The sequence below is a fragment of the Bacillus sp. REN16 genome (assembly GCF_020731355.1).
Taxonomy (GTDB): domain Bacteria; phylum Bacillota; class Bacilli; order Bacillales; family Bacillaceae_L; genus Ferdinandcohnia.
Map to the genome: position 1 here is coordinate 85,502 of NZ_JAJFZK010000012.1, position 16,078 is coordinate 101,579.

The following is a 16,078-nucleotide window of genomic DNA, read 5'->3' on the forward strand; positions in this document are numbered from 1 at the left end:
TTAACTCCTCGGCGTAATTACGTTCAGATTTTAACTTGCTCAAGCATAGTTTCAGAATCTGTGACATCCGCCGGAAACTCTAACTATACTCAGTAAAGAATCAGCAGAATATAGTTAAATCATCATCATTAGGATGAGTCCCCGCCAGATATTTATTCTAAAAAAATCAGCCTCATGATAAAATGAACAACGACACAATCAAACAAAAGAGGCCTACAAAAATGCAAAAAAAGTTTTTCCTACTATTAATATTTGTCCATATCCTACTAGCGTTTTGTTTTCTATCCGACCTTTCATTTTGGGTCATGTTTACAATAACCTTTACCCTCTTGTCCATTGCAGTAATCCGATATGGACAAATGGATTCCAAAAGCTTTTCATTACTCAATATAACAATCGCAGTACTTTCGGGTCTTCTTATGTACGGACTCTTTTGGATCGGGAAAACAGGCTCTGCAATGCTATTCCCTACCCAATTAACAGATGTTGCCGCCCTATATACGAAGGTTCAGCCCCAGCTCGCTTGGCATTATTTTGCGCTTTTTCTTATAGTCATCCCAGGTGAAGAACTATTTTGGCGAGGCTATATTCAGAAGAAGATTGAATCAGAGGTTGAAAATAAGCTACTGGTCATCGTCATATCCTCACTTTTATATATGTCTGCAAATATTTATACTCTTAATCCACTATTTCTGCTTGCAACATTTGCTGGTGGAATGGTTTGGGGAGCATTATATATGTGGAATCGGAATATCTTATTAACAATCCTATCCCATCTCGTGTTCAACCTATTTTTGCTCGTGCTTTATCCTATCTTTTAAAACCAAGGAGATACAGTCATGAGAAAACGTAAAAAAAGGAAATCGAAGGATAGTAAATATACCTTCTCCGATTTCCTGTCCGATGTGTTCATCGCAATACCTGAAATTCTCTTATTTCCATTTCGAGTCCTTTTTTACCTATTTAGGATTCTCTTTAGAAGCATATTTGATTTCTTAAATTAACGTTTCATTGGTCTTGCCAGCAGCACTAATAAAATCAAGCTCATATACCCGAACAATGGATATAAAAAGGAGATTAGTGATCCATAGCCTAGCTGGCTAATGACGTAAGCAATGGACAAAATTCCGAACACAATCACAATTGATGGTAGTTTGATCACATTTTTTAATTGCCGCTCAAGCCCAAATAGATTTCCAATTACAGAGGTGAAAATTTCCCCATAAATCACAATGATGTATAGCCAATAAAAGGCAGCCATAAAGTTTTTCATAACCTCAGCCATTGGAATCTCATAGCTATGAACATTTGGAAGTGCTGACAATGAAATATGACTGGTTACTAAAATTAGACACAGTGCACCACCGCCAATCAACCCGCCCCATCTTAATGTTTTTTCATGCTCCATTTCCTTAGCAAGTGGAACTAAAACCGGCATTGCCATGGTTAGATTGAATGCTGCATATAAAAAAGGCGAAATCATCCATTTAAAGCTTGTTGCCCCTAGTTCTGGCTTACTTAATAGACTTGTTGCATCCGTAAAAATAACTTCCACTGCTAACACAACACTAAAGAAAATCATGATCGGCACAACAAACATGTTCACACCGAACAACCCTTTAACCCCATATGTTAATACAAAAATAGAAAGTGCAATTGTTGCAAAAATCCCTAACTGATAGGACATCCCTAATTGCTCACTAAAGACTGCGCCGGCTCCTGAAAGCATGACCGAGGTTACACCTATTAAGACAAGAAGCATCAAAGCGTTCACAATGAAGCCAAATTTTTTTCCAAATAAATATTCATTAAATTCCTTATAAGAATCTGCTTGAATTCGATTTGCAATAATCATGATTCGTGTCCCTAACCATATAAATAAGAACCCACTAATTCCAATTCCGAACAAACCGTATACTCCGTATTGGGTAAAGAATTCAACAATTTCCCGACCCGTCGCAAAGCCAGCTCCTACGATTGTTCCAACATAAACAGCACCGATTTGAAATGCTGCCCCCCAGTTCCCTCGCACAAATAGCCACCTCATTATTTATCTGTTATTTGATGTATATGTACAAGTTCTAAAATTAAGACGAGCTATTCTTTCAAAAAACTGTGGAAAAAGTTTCTAGTACTTATCACTTGAAAGTCAAAGATGGTCAAAGTATAATATTGTCATAAGGTCAAAGATGGTCAAACGACATCATAAGTGACCTATTTTAATTAATTTAATGGTCAAAGAAAGTCAAATTTCAAGGAGGTAGTTGTTTATGCTTTGTCAATCATGTAATACAAACGAGGCTACTATTCAGTTACACGTACAAGTGAATAACAACAAGCGACAAATTCAACTTTGCAGTGAGTGTTATGCGAAGGAGAAGAACAACATGAAAATACCTTCAGGAATGAACGGTTTCCCTAACTTCTCATTTGAAGATTTATTTAAAGGCAATGCCTTCGGTCAACAAATGGGAATCAATCAACAACAACAAACACAGCCAAAACAAGGTGGAAATGGCGGAGGTCTTCTCGATCACTTTGGTCGAAACCTTACTCAAATGGCGCAGGCTGGTCTTATTGACCCAGTCATTGGCCGTGACGAGGAAATCCACCGTGTCATTGAAATTTTAAACCGCCGTAATAAAAATAACCCTGTTCTAATTGGGGAACCAGGGGTAGGTAAAACTGCAATTGCAGAAGGTTTAGCCCTACAAATTGCTGAAGGAAAAGCACCTAACAAGCTTTCAAATAAACAGGTATATTTACTAGATGTCGCATCACTTGTAGCGAACACTGGGATTCGCGGTCAATTTGAAGAAAGAATGAAGCAACTAATTGCTGAGCTTCAAAAACGCAAAAATATTATCTTATTTATCGATGAAATTCACCTCATCGTTGGGGCAGGTTCTGCTGAAGGTTCAATGGATGCAGGTAACATCTTAAAACCAGCCCTTGCACGTGGTGAACTTCAACTCGTCGGTGCAACAACCTTAAAGGAATACCGGCAAATTGAAAAAGATGCTGCATTAGAACGTCGTTTCCAACCTGTTAACGTGGATGAACCAACAGTTGACGAAGCGATACAAATCCTTGAAGGAATTAAGGGTAAATATGAGGATTTCCATGGTGTCAAATATTCAGATGAGGCAATTCATGCATGTGTAACATTATCACATCGTTACATTCAGGACCGCTTCTTACCAGATAAAGCAATTGACTTACTTGATGAAGCTGGATCAAAAATGAATTTATCGTCTGGTGGCACAAATCCAAATGATATCGAAGAAGAGCTTGCAAAAATTGCAGCTGAAAAAGAAAAAGCTGCTGGAGAAGAAAACTATGAATTAGCAGCAAAATTAAGACATCAAGAAATTCTACTTGAAAAGCAATTAAATCATCCAGAAAACAAAGAAGAGCATATCATTGATGTAGCGAATATCCAACAAATTATCGAAAAGAAAACAGGTATCCCTGTTGGTAAGCTTCAAGAAAATGAACAACAAAAAATGAAGCATCTTGCGGAAAAACTTGCAGAAAAGGTGATTGGACAAGAAGAGGCCGTTTCGAAGGTTGCGAAAGCTGTCCGTCGCAGCCGTGCTGGGTTAAAAGCTAAAAATCGGCCAATCGGTTCCTTCCTCTTTGTTGGGCCAACTGGTGTCGGTAAAACAGAATTAACTAAAACACTTGCAGAAGAATTATTCGGTTCGAAAGACGCTATGATTCGACTTGACATGAGTGAGTACATGGAGAAGCACTCTGTGTCAAAAATCATCGGTTCACCTCCAGGATATGTCGGTCATGAGGAAGCTGGCCAGTTAACTGAAAAAGTACGTCGCAACCCATATAGCATCATCCTATTAGATGAAATTGAAAAGGCACACCCTGACGTTCAGCATATGTTCCTTCAAATTTTAGAGGATGGCCGTTTAACAGATAGCCAAGGTCGTACTGTAAGCTTTAAGGATACAGTGATTATCATGACAAGTAACGCAGGTGTTGGTGGACCTAAGAAAATCACTGTTGGCTTTGAAAAAGCTGAAACAGATGTATATAAGGAAACATCGATCCTTGATTCACTAGGTTCCTTCTTCAAGCCAGAATTCTTGAACAGATTTGATGCAATCATTGAGTTCAAACAACTTGAAAAAGAACACTTACTACAAATTGTCGACCTAATGCTGCATGAGCTTGAAGCAACGCTTAAAGAACAAAATGTTTCGATCGCTGTTGACGATCAAGCAAAACAAAAATTAGCTGAGCTTGGTTACCACCCTGCCTTTGGTGCACGTCCATTACGTCGTGTCATTCAAGAACAGCTTGAAGATCAAATCACAGATGTTCTTTTAGAAAATGATGACCAAACAAGCTTGAACGTAACAGTCGAAGATAGCAAGATTATCGTAAAATAATACTCCATTAAAAATGCAGAGCCTCTTTAGCTCTGCATTTTTTATATTGATTTTGACTCCAATTCATTTATTTTTATCGGTGTCTTTCGATTTGAGAACATGCTATGCAGTGCCATTCCCCCTGCAATCAGCAAGAGCCCTATGAACGAATACATAGTTGGAAGAGGTGCACTTAATAAGAAAACCTCACCAAAAATGACAAATATAATCTGGGTTGCCTGGGTTGCTTCAACTGCTGCTAACTTACTCTGATCATGCTTTACAAGCTCAGTTGCAAAAAAGAAAAGCACGGTCGCAATAATCCCAGAGGAAATTCCCACGATAAAAGATTGAAACACCTGTGATATACTTGGTAACCCAACTGATGCAGCACCGAAGCCTGCAATAACCAACCAAAACGGAGTTGAAGCAAGAGTCATTCCAAGAACACGTTGAAAGGTATCAAAATCATTTTTACAATGCTCCATCATTTTTCGATTGCCTAAGGGGTATGCAAATGCCGCCACTACCACCGGAAGAATTCCCACTAGGAGCATCTCCATTCCGATGTCTCCATATGCTTCTTGAAGCTGAATCAAGACAATCCCAATAAAAATAATACTAGAAAAAATAAGACCTTTAACAGGGATTTGTTCACGGACCTTTTGCACACCGGATTTCGTTTCAACTGTCTTATGAAAAAAAGGAACAACCAGTAAGCCAGCAATAATAACAAATTGCCATGTTCCTGCAACCAACCAACCTGGACCCGATGCGGCTGCAAATGTAAGCGGTGCATAAAACAACCCGAACCCAATCGTACTCCAAAGAATCCATTTAATGGGATTCATTTTTAGCTCCCGTAGCAGCTCCTTCATATTCCCTCTAAGCAGAACGATCCCGATTAAAAATGGCAGCATAAAAAAATACCGCAATGAAGAGCTCCACAGCCAGCTTCCACCAGAAAGCTCCATTGAGCGATTTAGAATAAAAGTTACTGCAAAAAATAGTGACGAGACCATTCCAATTAGTATCGCTTTCAAATCGCTTTTCTCCCCCCCTAGACTTTAAAACAATAGACATCTTCATCAACAAAGCCTTTTATAATTTCTCCCGTTTTTGTAAACCCCGCTTTCGTATACACACGGATGGCTGCTTTATTTGTTGGAATAACCGATAAGTAAATCTCATCACAGTAGGGCAGTATCCTAATCATTTCTGAGATAATTTCTTTCACAGCTAATGTTCCGTAGCCTTTTCGCTGATATTTATAATCAATCATGATTCTGCAAAGTTCAAACCGATTTCGTTCATTTTCGAGTCCAAACATGGTAAATCCAATTAACTGGGTTCCATCATAAATTGCCTTCGTTACCCAATCTGGTTGAACTTTTGCCTGGGCTAGTGAAAAAACATTCGAGGCAATCCATTTTTCGAATAATGTAAACTCCTTATCCTCTGATTTTAACTGAATGACATCAAACAAATTTTCCATCGTGAGATCACGTAAAATGATTTTTTTCATTTACCTCCCCCATTTTAGGTACCACGATTGGTAAAAATATTCTAATAATTCATTTTATCATAAAGACTTGCTCTGCTTTTACATTAAATCCTGCTTTTTTTAATAAACCCTGTAAAATATTATTCGACACTGAAATATTCGCTGCTGTTCTTGCAACATTCAGGTTTGTTTGACCAAATACCATTTTTAGAAGTCCCTTTACAATGGCTTCCTTTTCCTTATGTGATGGCTCGGCCTCACATTGAAAGAGACTAATAGATTGAAGCTTACCTTCCTCATTAAACATCCTTTTAAAGATTGCATATCCAACAATCCCTTTGTACTCATCCAAAGCAATAATTGATTCGCCATCACGCGCATTATTCCATTGTGTTTGCCAAGGAACCATTGCTTTATAAAATGGGACTTGTGCTGCTTCAATTGGAATTCCTCTTTTAAAAGTTAATTGATTTTCTTCAGATATAAAAGCATCGGTTGATAATTCATCTGTAAGTTGCAAATGAACTAATTCATCTACAATTTTATAGCCGACTTTTTCGTATAAGGAAATCGCCGTCACATTTTCTTTAACAGCTTCAAGTGTGGCAATCTCAACATCTTCCTCTTCATAGATTGCTAGAACAGTATCAATAAGTTTCTTTCCAACACCTTTTCCCCGGTATTCTGGATCAACCCCGGTTCCACCATTCCAAGACACCTTTTTACCATTAATTTTTCGAATCCCGTTTACTATCAGTCCCACTGGCCGATCTCCATCATAGGCAATGACTGAAAGCACCGGAGAAAGCCCTTCCAAAATCAGTCTTCTCGTAAAAAGATCGACCGTTGTTGTCATATTAAAATAATATCCCTCAAACCCTTTATTCCAAGCAACTACCGCATCTTGGAGTGTACATTCAGATAGCCTTTTTATCGTAATCATGTGTTTCTCTCCTCCTCTAAAAGAAGTCATATAGTTGATTTATTTAACCATATTTCAGGGAAACCTACAAGTAATTTTTGGAAGTGTGTCATCTACCACTTTTTAACCTCATATACATTATTGAGGTGGAAAACATGTCCATTATTCCGAGAATATTCTTATTTCTGTCCTTTATCTTGTTATTTTTAAATGGGACAGCTTTGGGGTTTATTTTGTATAATCTTAGGTTCGATACGTTATTTGGGTATGTCTTTTTTGTTTTTACGAGTTTAGTGGGGGCTGTTTTTGCGTCGATTGCTGAGGAATCAGGCACGACAAAGGCGTTTTATTGCAGATACTGCTTATACGGAAATTTACTAATCATCGTTTTTCCGCTTTATTTTCATTGGGTTGCGCATTCCATTTTTCCAAAACTAATCGACATCATTCTATAACTAAAAAAGTGCCACATTCATTGTGACACTTTTTCCATTTTATGCATCTTGATCTGTTAAAATAATTGGGCCATCCTGGGTGACAGCTAATGTGTGTTCATATTGTGCAGATAAACTGCCATCTATTGTACGTGCGGTCCATCCGTTTTTGTCCATAGTTGACTGCCATTTACCGACATTCACCATTGGTTCAATGGTAAACACCATTCCTTCCTTTAAACGCAATCCTTTGTTTGGAAGACCATAGTGTAATACCTGTGGTTCCTCATGCATCGTAGGTCCAATTCCATGTCCAATGAAATCACGAACAACGGAAAATCCTTCGCCCTCTGTATAGGATTGAATGGCGTGACCAATGTCCCCAAGCCGGTTGCCGATTACCGCTTGTTCAATCCCTTTATACATGGCTGTTTTTGTCACATCGAGCAGCTTTGCGGCTTTTGGTGAGATTTCACCGACACCATATGACCATGCAGAGTCTGCAAGTGCACCACCAAGGTTTACAACCATATCTATTGTCACGATGTCCCCATTTTTTAATGGTGTCTTTCTAGGAAAGCCGTGACAAATTTCATCATTAATAGATGCACATGTTGCATATTTATAGCCCTTATAGCCTTTTTGTTCAGGCGTAGCTCCATTCTTTTTAATAAAATCCTCAGCAAAGCTGTCAATCTCAAGACTTGTAATTCCTGGTTGAATCAGTTTGCGAATTTCCTTATGGCAGGCGGCTAAAATTTGTCCCGCTTCACGCATTAATTCAATTTCTCGTTTTGTTTTTAAATGAATCATGAAAACACCCTCAATTTCAGTTTGATGCTTTTATTATATCCTTATTAAAGCATTTTTGCATAAACTAACATTTAATTTGAAAATTTAAAAAAGGCTGTGGTTTCCCACAGCCTTAGTTTTTTACAATTGTTTGTCGTCAACGCTATTAAGCCATGCTTCAATTTCACCAACGACTGATTGAACAGTTCCTTCTTCGAATGGAGAAAGCAAATTTGCAACCTTCACTAGCTCAATGAAAGGCTTGCATCCGCCCTGTTTACAAAGGTGAAGATAATCTGCCCATGCTTTGTCATGGTTTTCTCTTGATTTTTTCCAGAATTGGAACGCACAAATTTGTGCCAATGTATAGTCGATATAGTAGAATGCAGTGGTGTAAATATGGCCTTGACGCTGCCAGAAACCGCCTTCTTCTAAATACTCATTGCCATCATAATCGCGTAGAGGCAGGTATTTTTTCTCAATCTCTCTCCATGCTTTGTTACGTTCAGCAGGCGTTGCTTGCGGATTTTCGTATACAAAGTGTTGGAATTCATCCACTGCCACACCATACGGTAAGAATAATAATGCCTCACTTAAATGTGAAAACTTATATTTATCTGTGTCTTCTTTAAAGAATAACTCCATCCATGGCCAAGTGAAAAATTCCATACTCATAGAATGAATTTCGGCTGCTTCATATGTTGGCCAATTGTATTCCGGAAGTTCGAAATGTCTGCTTGAGTAGACTTGGAAAGCGTGACCTGCTTCATGTGTTAACACATCAATGTCCCCAGAAGTACCATTAAAGTTTGAGAAAATAAATGGTGCTTGGTAATCGCTAATGTATGTACAGTAGCCTCCGCCGGCCTTCCCTTTCTTAGCAACAAGGTCCATTAAGTTTGTATCAATCATATAATTGAAGAATTCTTTCGTTTCTTCAGAAAGTTCTTCATACATTTTCTTCCCATTTTCAATAATCCATTCCGGATCTCCTTTAGGTACAGCGTTACCAGACTTAAAACTGAATGACTCGTCATAGTATTTTAAGCTATCAACACCGATGCGTTCTGCTTGGCGTTCACGCAGCTTCACTGCTAGTGGAACAATATGTTCCTTCACTTGTTTTCTGAAGTTTGCAACCATTTCAGCATTGTAATCGGTTCTTGATAATCGTACATATGCAAGCTCAACGAAGTTTTTATAACCTAGTTTATGTGCAATGCGCGTACGAACCTTCACAAGCTGATCATAAATATCATCGAATTTTTCTTGATGCTCCTTAAAAAATGCAAAACGAACTTCATTAGCCTTTTTACGCATTTCGCGATCAGTTGATTCCGTAAACGGCTGTAATTGAGCTAAAGTACGTTCTTCGCCTTCAAACATAATTTTTGCTGAGGCAACGAGCTTCGTATATTCAGATGAAAGCTTGTTTTCTAATTGGAGATCCTCCACTACCTCAGGTGAGAACGTTTTTAACTGTGTTTCGGCAAAATCAAATAGCTGCTTGCCCCATTTGTTTTCTAAATCAGTGCGGAATTTTGAATTGACAAGAGCTTCGTAGTACTTTGTTGTTAAGCCCTGTACCAAAGGTTGAATTTCATCAAGATAATCTTGTTCTTCTTTGTAAAATTCATCATTTGTATCCACTGTATGTCTGATATAGCAAATATTAAAAGCTGTATCGACAGTTCGTTGGATTTCAATAATTTCTTTCATTGCTTCATCCTGTTCAGAAGATGTTGCGGCATTTTTAAATGTTTCTAATGCGACATTAAATGTTTGCTCCACTTCCTCCAAGTTAGGACGAACATACTTAAAATCGTTAAAATTCATAAAAGTTCCCCATTTCAATAAGAAATTAGAATATGTATACTCTTTCATTGTAAACCACTCCTACATAAATTTTCCACTACGAAATATTCCTGATAATTTGATAGGTTTCGCTAAAATTTTCACATTGCTTGTCGATATAAAGAATAGTAGAATGTTAGTTTCGAAATATATTATGTTTATTTGTGTCTGCGATGTGATATTTGCGTCAATTAACAAATATTTGCGTCGTTTCACACGGATTTGCGTCTACGACCATATATTTGCGTCATTTTTCGTGAATTTGCATCATTCAACAAATATTTGCGTCTCTTAACACTAATCTCATAACAACGTATGAAAGTATAGGTGATACAATTTGGATAAATCGTCATTAATAGGTGTCATACTCGGTTTTATAGCTGTCTTCGTAGGTATGGTTTTAAAAGGAGTTTCTTTTTCCGCCCTACTCAATCCCGCTGCCTTTTTAATCATTATTTTGGGAACCATTGCCGCCGTTACAATTGCATTTCCAACCAGTGAATTAAAAAGGGTGCCACAGTTATTCGGGGTGCTTTTTAAAGAAAAAAAGATGTTAACTGTTGAAGAACTGATTCCCATGTTCTCGGACTGGGCCACTGTTGCCCGTAAGGAAGGGCTCTTAGCACTCGAAGTAAAAGTAGCTGAAGTCGAAGATTCATTCTTGAAAAACGGATTAAGTATGGCAGTCGATGGCCAAAGTGCTGAATTTATTCGCGATGTAATGTCTGAAGAAATTGACGCAATGGAAGAACGTCATTTATCCGGGGCTTCCATTTTTTCTCAAGCCGGAACATATGCGCCAACCCTAGGGGTATTGGGTGCTGTTGTCGGGCTTATCGCAGCTTTAAGTCATATGGATAATACGGATGAACTAGGGAAAGCAATTTCCGCCGCATTCATAGCGACAATGTTGGGGATTTTCACCGGATACGTGTTATGGCATCCATTTGCAAATAAATTAAAACAAAAATCAAAACAAGAAATTAAAATCAAGGAAGTCATGATTGAAGGTGTATTATCTGTTCTTGAAGGTCAATCACCAAGAGCAATCGAACAAAAGCTTTCAATGTATCTATCTAAAAAAGACCACGGGAAGGTTCTGACTGAAGGTGAAATGATAGATGGCTAGAAAAAAACGAAAGATAAAACATGATGAGCATATGGATGAATCATGGTTGGTGCCATATGCCGATATTTTAACACTATTGCTTGCTCTATTTATTGTATTGTTTGCTGCAAGTAATGTGGATGCTCAGAAGTTTAATTCGCTCAAAAGCTCTTTTAATAGTATCTTTACAGGTGGGACCTCCTTTCTCGAATACGAGAGTCCGGAGCCGGTTGAAATCAAGACAATTACACCTGTTAAGGACAAAGACAAGGAAAAAGAAAAACAAGAGAGAGAAGAGCTGCAGGAATTACAAAAAAAGATCAATGGCTACATCGCTGATAATGGGTTAGATTTAAGCCTTAAAACCCGTTTAGAAGATGAAGGGTTACTCGTTACGATTCAGGACGGAGCTTTCTTTAATCCTGGAAGCGCAGATGTAAGACCAGAGGATGTTAAGTTAGCTCGTGAAATTTCTGAGCTATTGGTGATGAACCCACCCCGCAATATCATTGTTAGTGGGCATACCGATACTGTTCCTATGAATAATCATGAATTTAAAAGTAATTGGCATTTAAGTGTCATGCGCGCGGTAAATTTTATGAGTGTTTTATTAGAAAACAAAAACCTAGACCCTCGACTTTTTAGTGCACGTGGAATTGGTGAGTATGAGCCAGTTGCAACAAATGAAACAGCTGAAGGAAGAAAACTTAATCGACGTGTTGAAATTTTAATCCAGCCGAATGTCGAACAGCCAAAATAATTGATGAAGGACATTCATATTCGAATGTCCTTCTCATTTTCAGATTTGATTAACGTAACTTTCGTGCACCTTCCTGCACCATTTCGATTTTCACTCCGCGGTCCAGTTTTCCTGCACTAAGAGCGATTGTAGCTACAGCAGTCCCAATCGAAATTAGTGATACAAAGAAGACGGCTACAATCAACGTAAGTGCCGGCGAGTTCGATTTCATTTCTAGTAAAAAGGATACAATTTTAAGGATAAATCCAAAAAAACCGCCTGCCTCTGGGAGAAAATCACTCACCTCAGTGGGGATGACGAGAATTCCAAATGGGATAACAGAAATAAACAAATAAATATATGACAGAATCATAAGCAATAGCCCTGGTACAAATTTTATTCGATTTTGGGGATTGGCTGGATTATATTTCGCCCCAAATGTCCCAATCCAAATCCCAATACCGCTAATCCCAATCGATACAACTGCATTGATAATGACACCAATAAAAGAATAAAAAATTGACCAATTAAGTAAAATCCCAATCGCAATTTCAATAATCGAGAGTATAATCCATGGCAGTAGCCAGCTGATCCATAGCTTCCCAAGTGCAATTTGCGAGCCTTTTAGTGGGAGCATCCGCAAAATTGAAAGAGATTTCCCTTCCCTCGCAATTGCTGCTGCAGACATGGAGCCATTAAACATTGCATAGATAAACAAAAAGATTCCTTGTGTAACCATCCAAGTAATATCGCTGTACTCTCTTAAATCTGCAATATTTACACCACTACTTAAAAAACCAAAAATACCGAATATCGCAAAGAAGCCAATCGGCATGAAGACCATCCATTCCCGAAGGTCACGTTTAATTGTTTTCCATTCCTTTATACCAACCGCAATGACTGGATGGGAAAGTGAAGCACCTCTTTCCCCCTTAACCTTTTTCTTTTTACCGCCTTCACTTAGACGGATCCACCCTGTTCGAAAGCCTTTTTCTACTAAAGCTGAAGAAAAAAGAGCAAGAAGTGCAGCAACAAGGATAAATAAAACCAATGGTAATAAAAGTCCCGCTGAACTTATTGTTGCTGATGCAACCGCATCCCCGCCCCAGCTGAATGGTAGCCATTTTGGAAATGCAGGCAATTGTGTGATCGTCTCTTTTCCAATGGGTTCATCATAAAAGAAATTAGGAATTTGAAATAAAACATAGATAAATAATCCAGAAAGTGCACTCATAACCGTCATAAGTTCATTTGCACGACTTGCCGGTATAATTTGAATTAAACCTAGGTTAAATAAATAAGCTAGGGATAAACCAATAACCATATTTACAAAAAGAACAAGGAATAAAACCGGGTAATATAAAAAGCCCACACCTGCATGAATACCGTATGTCAACAGTGGTATGAAAGCTAACATAAATACAATAAGCGGGACCCCTACAAAGCTTTGGATATATTTCACCCAAAAGATGCTGCGAGTTTGAATAGGCAAAGTGAATAAAAAGGAAAGATCACTTTCCGAGTAAAGACTTTTAAATATTTGTGGAATCCCCATTAATAAAATCATCGAAATAGACATGAGTATGATATATGGGAAAATTCCCTCGATTACATTAGGTTTTATAAAATCGGAAACTTCCCAAGCCATCTTCGAAAGCAACGCAACAAAAAAACCCACGACAAGCACTGAAAGCGCCAAACCACCATATCCTTTTGCGCCCTTTGAACGAATTGAATTAATAAACATTCTCCATTGAACATGTAGTAATTTCTTCGTCATTTCAACTCACCTTGCTCCTCTTTTGAAAGCTCCTGAATGAATGCCTTTGCATCCTCATCACCTGTTAATTCAAGGAAAATATCTTCAAGGCTTGCATCACTTCTACCCTCATGCTCTCTCAATTCTTTGATTGTTCCAAGAGCAATGACATCTCCATCCCGAATAATTCCGACACGATCACACATTTGCTCAGCAATCTCAAGGATATGGGTCGTTAGGAAAACAGTTGTCCCCTGATTACAAATTTGACGCAAATGATTTTTTAACGTTCTTGCACTCTTTGGATCGAGACCAACAGTCGGTTCATCAAGAAATAGAACATCGGGATCATGGATTAACGCCCCACATAAGGCAATTTTTTGTTTCATGCCATGTGAATATCCTTCAATTAATTCTTCTGCTCGATCTGTTAAGCCATACATTTGTAATAGTTCCTCTGCTTTCTTTTTAAAATCATCCTTTTGGATTTGAAAGACCGAGGCTACAAATTGGAGGAACTCCCAACCCGTTAATTTTGGATAAAGATTTGGTTGATCGGGAACATAGGCAATTTTCTTTTTTGCTTCGATTGGAGAATTCCATACATTAATACCGCCAATTTCGATTGAACCATTTGTTGGTTCCAATAGGCCTGTCATCATTTTTATTGTCGTCGTTTTTCCCGCACCATTTGGACCAAGAAAAGCAAATAACTCTCCTTGTTGTACAGTTAAATTTAGATTTTTTACGGCTTGATAACTACCGTAACTTTTCGATAGATTTGTTATTTTAATAGCTTGCATATTGATATCCCCTCGCCCGTCCATTTTTGCTATATGTTTTTATTTACGATTCTTGTATGGAAAAGTTTCAAGAAAATTACCAAATCACCTTCCAATTTTCATCAACCGTGGCTTCAATTGTTCCTCTTTCAAGGATGTAATTTGCAATCAACTCCGACATATCAAGGGGGATATCCTTAATAATTGGCTTATCCTTGAACATGATATATTCCCCGCCGCCACCTGCTCGGTAGTTATTCATGACCACATCATACTGACCATCTGGTTGAATGGGTTCACCTTTAAAGGTTAACTCTACAACACGCTTTCCAATTGGCTTTGAAATATCGAAAATATAGTCAATTCCTTCCCACATATCATAATTGTAATGCTGCGGCTTTGGTGTTGTGAAAGAAGGATTTACGATAACTTCACCATTTTCAACCATAAAATAGCTTGCACTTCTTTCAAGTGCCTCCTTCAAGTCCTTCCCACAAATACGGATGACCTTTAGCGTGTTTGGATAAATATAATTAGATACGATGTCTCTCATTGTAATATTTGAAGGAAACCCCTTTGTGACATTGTTGAAAAAAGCTGTGGCTGAAATAGATACCTTCGCAACATCCAGTTGCACTTTATTTATAAATTCAACAAGCGCATTGTCTTTAAGACGTGCTTTTAACGGATCATCAATTGTCATATTACCCTTTACCTGACCGATTGGTTGATCCAACCAATCTTGTGCATCAGATTCGTAATCATATACTAATTGAAGGGAGCTTTCATCCGTTTCGAGCTCATCAACTAAAATAAGTTCAGGCTTTGAATCGGAAATGGCCCACCTGCCATTATTTTTTGTTAGTGTAAAACTGACTTTTCCAATTGCTTGGCCATTGAAACTCGGCTGCACGATAGGCACACCGTTTATTTTTCCTGAAAGTGACCGGTGTTGGTGGCCGGTTAATAACAGATCAATACCTTCAATTTCCTTAACAATCCGGTACCCCTGGTTTTCCCCTGTCTGCTTTTCAGTAGGTTCGCCTGTCTCAAGATTTGCTTCAAACCCACCATGGTAGGAAACAATCATTACATCCGGATTTTCCTGATTATGAATTTTTTCCACCCATTTTTTTGTTGATTCAAATGCATCATCAAATGTTAATCCTTTAATATGTTCAGGATTCTCCCAGTTTGGGATATAGTGAGTAGTTACACCTAGAATCGCAGCCTTTATTCCATCCTCAAGCTCAATAATGGTATATGGTTTACCAATAAAAGGCTCCCCATCTTCATCTAAAATATTTGCAGAAAGCCACGGAAAATTAGATTCATATATCGCTTGTTGTAATACTTCCATTCCATAATTGAATTCATGATTTCCAATTACTGCAGCATCGTAATTTAAATCATTTAATAATGTAATCATTGGATTGGGCTTATGACGATTGGAACGTACATAGTGATATGTAAATGGCGTTCCTTGGATTAAGTCTCCATTATCTACAACGATTGTGTTCCTATTTTTTCTTCTCTCCTCTTTAATGACCGTTGCAATTTTAGCAAGTCCTAGTCCAACAGCCTCATTGTTCCCATAATTAATCGGAAAAATATTACCGTGAACATCACTTGTTTCAAGAACTGTAATTGTAAGAGATTTCATCTTTGTTACCTCATTTATATAGGATCAATTTTTAGTATACACAAATTAACGAATTTAGGAGAGAACGAAATTGTAATCTTTTACATAAAAAAGCACTTCCCAGTTAAAAGAAGTGCTGATTACCTATTTTTCA

General features: G+C 37.9%; 14 protein-coding genes. 5 read left to right on the forward strand and 9 right to left on the reverse strand.

The window, feature by feature from the left end; translation table 11 throughout:
- Positions 1 to 221: 221 nt before the first annotated feature.
- On the forward strand, positions 222 to 821 hold the full coding sequence (locus tag LKW28_RS17090; RefSeq protein WP_229141600.1) for a CPBP family intramembrane glutamic endopeptidase: 600 nt from the start codon (positions 222 to 224) through the stop codon (positions 819 to 821).
- A gap of 179 nt (positions 822 to 1,000) precedes the next feature.
- On the opposite strand, the gene LKW28_RS17095 is transcribed toward LKW28_RS17090, so the two are convergent.
- Positions 1,001 to 2,032: a hypothetical protein gene (locus tag LKW28_RS17095; RefSeq protein WP_229141602.1), complete on the reverse strand. Its 1,032-nt coding sequence runs from the start codon at positions 2,030 to 2,032 to the stop codon at positions 1,001 to 1,003.
- 238 nt (positions 2,033 to 2,270) lie between these two features.
- Here LKW28_RS17095 and LKW28_RS17100 point away from each other — a divergent pair, with 238 nt between their 5' ends.
- Complete coding sequence (locus LKW28_RS17100) at positions 2,271 to 4,409, forward strand: ATP-dependent Clp protease ATP-binding subunit (protein ID WP_229141603.1); 2,139 nt, start codon at positions 2,271 to 2,273, stop codon at positions 4,407 to 4,409.
- Between the two features lie 41 nt (positions 4,410 to 4,450).
- Here LKW28_RS17100 and LKW28_RS17105 read toward each other — a convergent pair whose 3' ends face one another.
- From LKW28_RS17105 to LKW28_RS17115, 3 genes are read right to left on the reverse strand one after another with little or no spacing between them, the layout of a single operon-like run.
- On the reverse strand, positions 4,451 to 5,431 hold the full coding sequence (locus tag LKW28_RS17105; protein WP_229141605.1) for a multidrug resistance efflux transporter family protein: 981 nt from the start codon (positions 5,429 to 5,431) through the stop codon (positions 4,451 to 4,453).
- A 17-nt stretch (positions 5,432 to 5,448) separates the two neighbouring features.
- Entirely contained in the window at positions 5,449 to 5,913 is a 465-nt protein-coding gene (locus LKW28_RS17110) for a GNAT family N-acetyltransferase (RefSeq protein WP_229141606.1), read from the reverse strand.
- Positions 5,914 to 5,962: 49 nt separating this feature from the next.
- Complete coding sequence (locus LKW28_RS17115; protein ID WP_229141608.1) at positions 5,963 to 6,835, reverse strand: GNAT family N-acetyltransferase; 873 nt, start codon at positions 6,833 to 6,835, stop codon at positions 5,963 to 5,965.
- Positions 6,836 to 6,969: 134 nt separating this feature from the next.
- On the opposite strand from LKW28_RS17115, the gene LKW28_RS17120 reads away from it, so the two are divergent.
- Positions 6,970 to 7,269, forward strand: a complete 300-nt coding sequence (locus tag LKW28_RS17120; RefSeq protein WP_229141610.1) for a hypothetical protein — start codon at positions 6,970 to 6,972, stop codon at positions 7,267 to 7,269.
- 39 nt (positions 7,270 to 7,308) lie between these two features.
- On the opposite strand, the gene map is transcribed toward LKW28_RS17120, so the two are convergent.
- Together map and LKW28_RS17130 are read right to left on the reverse strand one after the other, a co-directional pair.
- Positions 7,309 to 8,061, reverse strand: coding sequence for a type I methionyl aminopeptidase (gene map / locus LKW28_RS17125; protein WP_229141611.1), 753 nt, complete (start codon positions 8,059 to 8,061; stop codon positions 7,309 to 7,311).
- A gap of 120 nt (positions 8,062 to 8,181) precedes the next feature.
- Positions 8,182 to 9,876: a M3 family oligoendopeptidase gene (locus LKW28_RS17130; protein ID WP_229141658.1), complete on the reverse strand. Its 1,695-nt coding sequence runs from the start codon at positions 9,874 to 9,876 to the stop codon at positions 8,182 to 8,184.
- Between the two features lie 355 nt (positions 9,877 to 10,231).
- On the opposite strand from LKW28_RS17130, the gene motA reads away from it, so the two are divergent.
- Together motA and motB are read left to right on the forward strand one after the other, a co-directional pair.
- Positions 10,232 to 11,023 (forward strand): flagellar motor stator protein MotA, encoded by a 792-nt coding sequence (gene motA, locus LKW28_RS17135; protein WP_229141613.1) that lies wholly within the window; start codon positions 10,232 to 10,234, stop codon positions 11,021 to 11,023.
- Positions 11,016 to 11,762, forward strand: a complete 747-nt coding sequence (motB, locus tag LKW28_RS17140) for a flagellar motor protein MotB (protein ID WP_229141615.1) — start codon at positions 11,016 to 11,018, stop codon at positions 11,760 to 11,762. The genes motA and motB overlap by 8 nt, the downstream gene beginning before the upstream one ends.
- 49 nt (positions 11,763 to 11,811) lie before the next feature.
- On the opposite strand, the gene LKW28_RS17145 is transcribed toward motB, so the two are convergent.
- From LKW28_RS17145 to LKW28_RS17155, 3 genes are all read right to left on the reverse strand, one after another.
- Positions 11,812 to 13,521, reverse strand: a complete 1,710-nt coding sequence (locus tag LKW28_RS17145) for a putative ABC transporter permease subunit (RefSeq protein WP_229141616.1) — start codon at positions 13,519 to 13,521, stop codon at positions 11,812 to 11,814.
- Positions 13,518 to 14,303 (reverse strand): ABC transporter ATP-binding protein, encoded by a 786-nt coding sequence (locus LKW28_RS17150; protein WP_229141618.1) that lies wholly within the window; start codon positions 14,301 to 14,303, stop codon positions 13,518 to 13,520. The genes LKW28_RS17145 and LKW28_RS17150 overlap by 4 nt, the downstream gene beginning before the upstream one ends.
- Before the next feature lie 76 nt (positions 14,304 to 14,379).
- Positions 14,380 to 15,945 (reverse strand): bifunctional metallophosphatase/5'-nucleotidase, encoded by a 1,566-nt coding sequence (locus LKW28_RS17155; RefSeq protein WP_229141619.1) that lies wholly within the window; start codon positions 15,943 to 15,945, stop codon positions 14,380 to 14,382.
- Positions 15,946 to 16,078: the final 133 nt, after the last annotated feature.